The organism is Pseudomonas sp. F01002 (assembly GCF_004402115.1).
In the GTDB taxonomy this organism is placed as follows: domain Bacteria; phylum Pseudomonadota; class Gammaproteobacteria; order Pseudomonadales; family Pseudomonadaceae; genus Aquipseudomonas; species Aquipseudomonas frigoris.
Genome location: NZ_SOPU01000005.1, coordinates 59,357 through 68,225 on the forward strand (window position 1 = coordinate 59,357; position 8,869 = coordinate 68,225).

At 60.4% G+C, this 8,869-nt stretch carries 8 protein-coding genes; 4 read left to right on the plus strand and 4 right to left on the minus strand.

Annotation, left to right across the window (positions count from 1 at the left end; genetic code table 11):
- From E3W21_RS31625 to speB, 4 genes are all read right to left on the minus strand, one after another.
- On the minus strand, positions 1–912 hold a 912-nt coding region (locus E3W21_RS31625; RefSeq protein ID WP_256661502.1), incomplete at its 3' end, for a GMC family oxidoreductase N-terminal domain-containing protein.
- A 2-nt stretch (positions 913–914) separates the two neighbouring features.
- Positions 915–2,483, minus strand: coding sequence for a cytosine permease (locus tag E3W21_RS04090; protein ID WP_134418543.1), 1,569 nt, complete (start codon positions 2,481–2,483; stop codon positions 915–917).
- Positions 2,484–2,672: 189 nt separating this feature from the next.
- On the minus strand, positions 2,673–4,181 hold the full coding sequence (locus E3W21_RS04095) for an aldehyde dehydrogenase (protein WP_095132842.1): 1,509 nt from the start codon (positions 4,179–4,181) through the stop codon (positions 2,673–2,675).
- Between the two features lie 27 nt (positions 4,182–4,208).
- The gene (gene speB, locus E3W21_RS04100; protein ID WP_129445032.1) at positions 4,209–5,213 is read right to left on the minus strand and encodes an agmatinase; all 1,005 of its coding nucleotides are present in this window, start codon (positions 5,211–5,213) and stop codon (positions 4,209–4,211) included.
- Between the two features lie 151 nt (positions 5,214–5,364).
- Here speB and E3W21_RS04105 point away from each other — a divergent pair, with 151 nt between their 5' ends.
- The 4 genes from E3W21_RS04105 to E3W21_RS31100 all read left to right on the plus strand — a co-directional run.
- On the plus strand, positions 5,365–6,279 hold the full coding sequence (locus E3W21_RS04105) for a LysR family transcriptional regulator (protein ID WP_134418544.1): 915 nt from the start codon (positions 5,365–5,367) through the stop codon (positions 6,277–6,279).
- Between the two features lie 56 nt (positions 6,280–6,335).
- Positions 6,336–7,844 (plus strand): sigma-54-dependent transcriptional regulator, encoded by a 1,509-nt coding sequence (locus E3W21_RS04110; RefSeq protein ID WP_129436692.1) that lies wholly within the window; start codon positions 6,336–6,338, stop codon positions 7,842–7,844.
- Positions 7,845–8,275: 431 nt separating this feature from the next.
- Complete coding sequence (gene gcvH / locus E3W21_RS04115) at positions 8,276–8,653, plus strand: glycine cleavage system protein GcvH (protein WP_129436694.1); 378 nt, start codon at positions 8,276–8,278, stop codon at positions 8,651–8,653.
- Between the two features lie 10 nt (positions 8,654–8,663).
- A partial coding sequence (locus E3W21_RS31100) for a hypothetical protein (protein ID WP_166793809.1) occupies positions 8,664–8,869 on the plus strand: 206 nt, incomplete at its 3' end.

Consider the following 8,869-nt stretch of genomic DNA (forward strand, 5'->3'; position numbering starts at 1 on the left):
GCCGAACTGGATGTACACCTCGGCGTGATCCTGCAGGTTCTCCCCTACTCCCGGCAGGTCATGGCGCACGCCGATCCCAGCTTTGCGCAGAACCTTGGCCGGGCCGATACCGGAGCGTTGCAACAGGTGCGGCGAACCGATGGGGCCCGAGGAAATCAGCACCTCACGGTTGCAATACACCTGATGGGTCTGGCCTTCGTGGTCATACATGACGCCGACGGCTCGCTTGCCTTCAAGGATGATCTGACGAGTCATGGCATGGGTGATCACGGTCAGGTTCGCACGCCCCATGGCCGGGCGCAGGTAAGCGTTGGCCGTGGAGCAACGCACGCCGTTTTTCACCGTCATGTGCATCGCGCCGAAACCTTCCTGCATGTAACCGTTGCAGTCATCGGTCTTGATGTAGCCCGCTTCTGCTCCGGCCTCGACCCAGGCCCCGTACAACGGGTTTTTCATGTGATTGCCGTTGGTGGTGTGCAAGGGGCCGGTGCTGCCGCGATAGCCATCACCGCCCTCCTCGTAATGCTCGGCCCGTTTGAAGTAAGGCAGGCAATTGCGATAGCCCCAACCCTCTGCGCCGAGCGACTCCCACTCGTCAAAGTCATAGGCGTGGCCACGGATGTACACCAGGCCATTGATCGACGAAGAGCCACCCAGCACCTTGCCCCTTGGGCAGTGAATGCGCCGCCCGTTGAGGAACGGTTCCGGCTCGGTCTCGTAGCGCCAGTTGTACTTCTTGGTGTTCATCGGGATTGAAAACGCGCTCGGCATCTGGATCACCACACTGCGATCACTGCCGCCGAACTCCAGCACCAGGACCGAGGTCGCCGGGTCTTCGCTCAAGCGGTTGGCCAACACACAACCTGCCGAGCCCGCGCCAATGATGATGTAGTCGTATTTTTGCGTAGCCATGATTATCTCCGGACCGCCGATTCGTCGAAAACGGGCAACGACGGCTTGGTCAACGTGTCGCCGGTGGTGTATTGCGGGGATGTTTTTTCGATGTGCTGGATGACGATTTCTTCGCGCTTGAGGTCGATCGAGCGGCTGAACCAGTAGTACACCAGCCCCGACACGATCAGCCCGACAAGCCAGGCGATGTCGATGCTGCCGAGCGCTTTTGCGAGCGGGCCGACATAGACTTCACGCTGCTCAACGCCGTCGTAGATGTAGAAGAACGGGATCATCGAAATGAAGCCGATGGCATACGCCGCGATGCCGCGCAGGCCCCAGCTGCCGTAGATGTTGCCGTGGGGCATGAAGAAATGCGGGATGGCGTAGCGGCCCTTGCGGACGAAGAAGTAGTCGGTCAGGTTGACCGAGGTCCAGGGCACCAGGAAGTACAGCATCACCACCAGGTAGATGCCCAACACCGACAAGCCTTTGCCCGAACTCTGGATGCTCAGCGCGACGCCCAGTTGCAGCAGGATCACAAAACCAATCGCCAGAATGCGTGCCTTACGGGTCGGTTCGATGTGCTTGATCGAGTCGACACAGGTCAACGTGGTCAACTTCGCGCTGTAGATGTTCATGGCGATGACCGGCAGGAACGCCAGGATCGTGACGACCACTACCACGGTCCCCATCAGCGGCGACACCGTGTTGCCCACTTGCCCAAGGGCCACCAACACATCAGTGGAATGAAGGTGATCGGCCAACCAGCCACCGACAGAGATCATCCATGCGCCGGACAACGAGGCACCCAGGAACACCACCGCAATCAGTTTGCCGCTGGAGGTGTTCTTCGGCAGGTAACGCGAATAGTCGGACACATACGGGGCGTAAGCGATGTTGTAACTCGCCGCTGCCGCGAACTGGGCGATGAAACCGGTCCAGTTGAAGCCCAATGGCGCCGGGGCCACTTCACCGGCCGCGAGTACCGGCACCGCGGCATCGGGAACCCAGCCCATCAGCACCGCCAACGTCACCAGGCCATAAAGCGGAAGCGACAGGTACAACGCCCATTTGAAACTGCGGTGCATCCAGTCATGCCCGAGGATCGCCAATACGGCCGCCGGTATCGTCACCGCCACCGCGATCACCGCGGGGTTGAAGCCGAATAGCGTGTGCAGACCCTGCATCATCAACACCAGGTTGACGATGTTGAAACCGGCGAACACAAACAGCGTCGCCAGCAGCACCAGGATCACACCGCGATAGCCGAACTGCGCACGGGACTGGATCATCTGCGGCAAGCCAAGGTGCGGGCCTTGCGAGCCGTGAAACGCCATGAACAGCGTGCCGAACATGATGCCCAGCGTGCCGGCGAGTGTGGTCCAGAGCGCGGTCAGGCCGACGCTCGGGCCGACGAAGCCGATGGTCATGGTGAAGAAAGTGAAATTGCCGAGGAACCAGAACGGGCCCTGGCTCGACAGTTTATCGGTGCGCTCGTTCTCCGGGATGAAATCGATTGAATGGCTTTCGACGACGGGTTTGTCGTCCAGGACCGACACGCTCAGGGCTGACTTGGCGTTAGTGTTCATGATGGTCTCTTATTGTTGGAAGATCATGAAGAGGTAACTGCATTCTTTTGGGTGAACGACGCCCCTGTGGGAGCGGGCTTGCTCGCGAAAGCGGAGTATCAGTCCACATCAATGTTGGATGTGCCGGCCTATTCGTCGGAACGCCGCCCGGAGCAAGCCCGCTCCCACAGGGATTGAGTCAGCCATGACTCAGGGCAGCGTGATCCAGACCGCCTTGGTTTCGAGCAGGTAATCGAGCTGCTCCGCGCCCAGGTCCTTGCCGAATCCGGATTGCTTGTAACCACCGAACGGCATCGACGGGTCGAGGGTGCCGTGGGCGTTGACGTAGACCGAACCCGCTTTCAACCGGGGGATCAGGCTGTGCACCTTTCCAAGGTCATTGGAATACAGTGCGGCCGCCAGGCCGTAAGGCGAGTCATTGGCCAGGGCCAAAGCCTCTTCTTCATCGTCGAACGGTGCAGTAACCAACACCGGACCAAAGATCTCTTCCTGGACGATGCGCATGTCGTTGCGGCAATGGGCAAAAATGGTCGGCTCGACGAAGAAACCGGGGCCCTCGACAGGCTGGCCGCCGTAGACCAGTTCGGCGCCTTCTTGCTTGCCGGTTTCGATGTAGTCGGTCACTCGCTCCTTCTGCAACGCCGAGACCAACGGGCTGATGAAGCAGTCTGGATCCAGACCCGGTGCGATTTTCAGCGTGCGGGTGTAAGCGATCAGTTCGCGCAGGAATTCGTCGTAGACGCTGCGATGAATGTAGGCGCGAGTACCGGCATCACACACCTGACCGGAGTTGAAAAACACGCCGTTGGCAATGGCCTGGGCGGCGGCCGGCACGTCGGCATCGGCCAATACGATTACCGGTGATTTTCCTCCGAGTTCGAGGGTTAGTCGCTTCATTTCGTCCAGTGCCGCGCGGCCAACGGTACGGCCGACCGGGGTCGAGCCGGTGAAGGTGAGCTTGTCGATACCGGGGTGCGTGGCCATCGCCGCACCGACCACGCTGCCGCGTCCGGTCACGATATTGATCACCCCGTCCGGGATGCCGGCTTCCTGCACCAGCTCGGCAAAGCGCAAGGCGGACAGCGAGGTCAGTTCGGCGGGTTTGACCACCACGGTGCAACCGGTTGCCAGCGCCGCGCCGAGCTTCCAGGCCATGGTTTGCAGCGGGAAGTTCCAGGGCACGATGGCGCCGACCACACCTACCGCTTCCTTGCGGGTATAAGCCAGGTAGTTGCCGGGCAACGACGGTTCAACGGTTCGGCCATGCAGCTTCGTCGCCCAACCGGCGAAATAACGCAGCGTATCGACCGTGCCCTGGATATCGACATCCCGCGCAAAGGCGACTGACTTGCCCATGTCGATCGATTCGATTTCCGCCAGTTCGGCGGCGTTGCTTTCAATCAGGTCCGCCAGGCGTTGCATCATCCGCTCGCGTTCTGCCGGTTTGGCCTGACGCCAGGCGCCACCGTCAAACTGTGCTCGAGCAGCTTGCACGGCGCGATCCAGATCCTGTGTGGTGCCCATCGGAATACGCGTGATCAGGCCCTCGGTCGACGGCTCGATAACATCGGATGTCTGCCCGTCACTGGCCTCGACAAAGGCGCCACCGATGAACATTTTCTGAACCTTGCTGAGGAAGGTCTGGGTGGCTTCGGATACACCAAATTTCTGGAGATACTGCTTAACGATCGTGTCCATTTTCATTCCCTCTGTGCGGCGGTCGGATCACGCCGTGGCCGTGGTGGTTTCGCTCATGGCGTGCCGTGCTTGAGCCCGCTCATGAAAGATGAAACCGATGCTGTTGAGCAGCAGTTGCGCCGCCAGAATCGAGGTCATGCCGGAAGGATCATAGACCGGTGCGACCTCCACCAGATCCATGCCAACGATGTTGCCTTGGCTGCGTTTGGCCAGGGCCTGGATGATTTCCAGCACTTCGTAATAGAGGAAGCCGCCGTGACTTGGGGTGCCGGTGCCAGGGGCGATGGACGGGTCGAAACCGTCGATGTCGATGGTGATGTAGTAGTTGATGTTCTGCGGGATCAACGCCAGCACACCTTCGACGCCGAGGCGGCGCACATCACGGACCGAAAGGATCTTCGAGCCGGCCGCGTGGGCGGCTTCATAGTCGTCACGATTGGACGAAGACACGTTGCGGATACCCATCTGGGTCATGCCGACAATGTGGTTCATTTCGGACGCGCGGCGCAGCGGGTTGCCATGGCCGTAGCGAACACCGTGGCGCTCGTCGACGAAGTCCAGGTGCGCATCGAAGTGGATGATGTGGATCGGGCCGCGGCCCTCGAACGCCTTGATCACCGGGGCGTGAACCGAATGATCGCCACCGAGTACAACCGGCATGACGCCGGCATCCAGAATCTTGCGCACGGCGTATTCGGTGTTCTCGTTACTGGTGACCATGTCGGTGTGCACGATGTCGGCATCACCGACGTCGACCATGCGCACGTCAGAGGCGGTCAGGTACATGACGTCATCTTCGTGGTCATAGGCGCCGGCATGGCCGAAGGAAAACAGGGTCGATGCCTCACGAATGCCGCGTGGTCCGAAGCGTGCGCCGGAACGCCACTGGGTACCCATGTCGTTGGGCACGCCGAGGACCGCCACGTCCGCATCCAATGCATCCCAATCGGTGCACACCGGGGATTTACCAAAGGTGCAGTGACCCACGAATGGCAGGTTCAGGCGACCGGACTCATAACCGTTGTTCGACATTTCAGGCATCTCCAATTCTTGTTATCAGCTAGCGGACTTGGAAGGCGACCGCCGTTGGAATGACTATGAGCGCAGGTTTTCGTGGAAAAAATGCTAAACATCAGATACTCATATCGGCATTACCGATGCATCCACGCGTGGGAGGTCCAAGGTGATCCAGCTGCACGATGTCGATCTGAAACTGCTCAGGGTGTTTGCCGCGATTGTCAGGTGCGGCGGTTTCTCTGCCGCGCAGGCGGCGTTGAATGCCGGCCAGTCAACCATCAGCGAACAGATGACTCATCTGGAAACCCGGCTGGGGGTCAAACTCTGTCAACGCGGGCGCAGCGGCTTTCGCCTGACCGAGCAAGGCGTGGCGATCCACGAAGCCACTCAGCGTCTGCTCTCGGCGGTGGAAAACTTCTGCATGGACGCTGACGTACTCAAGCAGCACATCAGCGGCAAACTCAATCTGGGGATCATCGACACCACCATTACCGATCCCGATTCTCCACTGCCGCGAACCACCCAGCGCTTCGTCTCCAGAGGGCATGATGTGCACCTGAACGTGTACGTCGGCACCCCCGCAGAACTGGAAGAACGCGTGCTCGACGGCCGACTGCACCTGGCCATCGGGCACTTCCCGATCTACGTTCCGGGGCTGTTGCACTCGCCGCTGTATCAGGAAGCACTGGGCTTGTATTGCGGGCGGCGGCATCCGCTGTATGGCAGCAAGGCGGAGGGCGACGAACTGCTCGAAGAGATTGCCGCGAGCCGGATTGTGGTCAGGGGCTACATGCAGCAATACGATCTGGAACACTTGGGCGTCAGTAAGGCTGCGGCTACGGTGGACAACATCGAAGCGCTGGCGATTCTGCTGATCTCCGGCGCCTATCTGGGCTTTCTGCCGATGCACTTCGCAGGTCAGTGGGTCAAGACCGGCGAGATGCACCAACTGGCGCCCACCAGCTTGCAACTGATGTCGCCATTTGACGTGATCACCCGACGCGGCACTGCCCCGCCGCCGATCCTTCAGGCGTTCCTTGAGGATCTGGCCGCCTGTTCGCGCACCACCGGCAACACCTGACAGACACGGCGCGTGCCGGTCATACTCATTCTGTTCGCAACCCTTGCAGGCCACCTATGCGCATCCACGTCACCTTCATCGACCGCGTCGGCATCACCCAGGAAGTGCTGGCCCTGCTCGGTGGGCGCCGTTTCAATCTGGATGCCGTCGAGATGGTGCCGCCCAACGTTTACATCGATGCGCCCACCCTCGGGGCCGATGTACTGGAAGAGCTGCGCGAGGCTTTTCTTGGGGTGCGGGGCGTGCAAGCGGTGACGATGGTCGACATCCTCCCGGGGCAGCGCCGACGCTTGCAACTCGATGCCTTGCTGGCGGCCAGCACCGACCCGGTGTTGGCGGTGGATGAGCGAGGTCATGTGCTGCTGGCGAACCCGGCGCTGATCGCACTCTGTGGCCGTGAACCCGCCGGTGAGCCGTTGACGGCACTATTCGATGATCCTTCGCTGCATCACACATTGATCGAACACGGTTTTCGTCTGCCCATGCACGAGGTCAGTCTCGGTGGTCAGACGCTGCTGCTGGACGCCATGCCCATCACCGATGCTGGCGCCCTGCTGACCCTGTATCAACCGAACCGCATCGGTGAACGTCTCTCGGCGCTGCATCATGATCATGCCGAAGGTTTCGATGCGCTGCTCGGCGAGTCACCGGCGATTCGGACCCTCAAGGCCCGCGCCCAGCGCGTTGCAACGCTCGATGCACCGCTGCTGATTCAGGGCGAAACCGGCACCGGTAAAGAGCTGGTGGCGCGTGCCTGCCACGCGATCAGCGCCCGGCATGACTCGCCCTTCCTGGCCCTGAACTGCGCGGCGCTGCCGGAGAGCCTCGCCGAAAGCGAGCTGTTCGGCTATGCCGCGGGCGCTTTCACCGGTGCCCAGCGCGGCGGCAAACTCGGCCTGCTGGAACTGGCCGACCAGGGCACGGTGTTCCTCGACGAAGTCGGTGAAATGTCGCCCTACTTGCAAGCCAAGTTGCTGCGCTTTTTAAGCGATGGCTGCTTCCGTCGGGTGGGTGGCGATCGTGAGGTCAGGGTCAACGTGCGCGTCCTCAGCGCGACCCACCGTGATCTGGAAAAAATGGTCGGCGAAGGCAGTTTTCGCGAGGACCTGTTTTACCGCCTGAATGTGCTCAATCTGCAAGTGCCGCCGTTGCGCGAGCGCGGCCACGACATCCTGTTGATGGCCAATCATTTCATGCAGCAGGCCTGCGCGCAGATCCAGCGTCCGGTGTGTCGACTGGCGCCCGGGACCTATCCGGCGCTGCTCGGTAACCGCTGGCCGGGCAATGTGCGGCAACTGCAGAACGTGATTTTTCGTGCGGCTGCAATTTGCGAGAATCCGCTGGTGGACATCGACGACCTCGACATTGCCAGAACGGCGGTGGAGCGGCAAAACGACGGTGAGGTCGGCAGCCTGGAGGATGCCGTCGAAGGGTTTGAAAAGAACCTGCTGGAACAGCTCTACAGCAGCTATCCCTCCAGCCGTTTACTGGCGGCACGCCTGCAAACTTCCCACAGCGCGATCGCTATCCGCCTGCGTAAATATGGCATTCCCAACAAACCCTGATGCCTTTGCCGCAATGCATCTTCACCAACACCATCCAACCCCTGTGGGAGCGAGCTTGCTCGCGAAAGCGGACTGACATTCCCTATTAATATCGACTGACACGGCCTCATCGCGAGCAAGCTCGCACAGGGGTCAAGAACACCCCCCCTTTTTGTATGCAATTCGATACATCGTATCGAAATCAAGACAGACCCTCTCGAAGCGTCTGGCCCAGACTTCGATCCCTCCTCCGTGCATGCCTGTATTGATTTCAATACGGAAGCTGTACGCCAATCCCGCTAGAAATATCTCAACTCATTGATTTCAAACTAATAAACTAGATTGGCACCGCCCTTGCTATCAACCCTCAAGCCACGCTCGTTGCCCGGCACGAGCCTGTCCATCGTCATCCGCCACCTGCAGCGGATGAGTCAGAACAATGAGGAGTTGATATGAGCGAATTGCGTTTTACCGTCGATCACGAATGGCTGCGTCTCGAAAGCGATGGCCTGATCACCGTTGGCATTACCGCTTATGCCCAGCAGGCGCTGGGTGACGTGGTCTTCGTTCAGGTGCCTGAACTGCGCACCTTCGGCGCTGGCGATGAGGTGGCGGTGCTGGAGTCGGTGAAAGCTGCCAGCAGCGTGTACATGCCCCTGGACGGCGAAGTGGTCGAGGTGAATTCAACACTCGAAAACTCCCCCGAATTGATCAACGAAGACGCACTGGGTGAGGGCTGGTTCTTCCGCATGCGCCCCAGCGACACGCGTGCGATGGACGCCCTGCTCGACCAGGCCGCTTACGAGCGCCTGACCAGCGCCGACGCTTGAGGATTTGCGTATGACCACCCTCCTCGATACCCGTAACGAATTCATCGCCCGCCACATCGGCCCACGTGCCGGCGACGAACAAGCCATGCTCAACCGCCTCGGCTTCGACTCGCTGGAAGCCCTGAGCGCCAGCGTCATCCCCGACAGCATCAAGGGCACCAGCGTCCTCGGCCTCGAAGACGGCCTGAGCGAAGCCGACGCCCTGGCCTTGATCAA

What these genes read in the sequence shown, in the direction of transcription:
- E3W21_RS04090 (WP_134418543.1), bottom strand. Translation starts at nt 2,483, where the DNA reads ATGAACACTAACGCCAAGTCAGCCCTGAGCGTGTCGGTCCTGGACGAC.
- E3W21_RS04095 (WP_095132842.1), bottom strand. Translation starts at nt 4,181, where the DNA reads ATGGACACGATCGTTAAGCAGTATCTCCAGAAATTTGGTGTATCCGAA.
- speB (WP_129445032.1), bottom strand. Translation starts at nt 5,213, where the DNA reads ATGTCGAACAACGGTTATGAGTCCGGTCGCCTGAACCTGCCATTCGTG.
- E3W21_RS04110 (WP_129436692.1), top strand. Translation starts at nt 6,336, where the DNA reads ATGCGCATCCACGTCACCTTCATCGACCGCGTCGGCATCACCCAGGAA.
- gcvH (WP_129436694.1), top strand. Translation starts at nt 8,276, where the DNA reads ATGAGCGAATTGCGTTTTACCGTCGATCACGAATGGCTGCGTCTCGAA.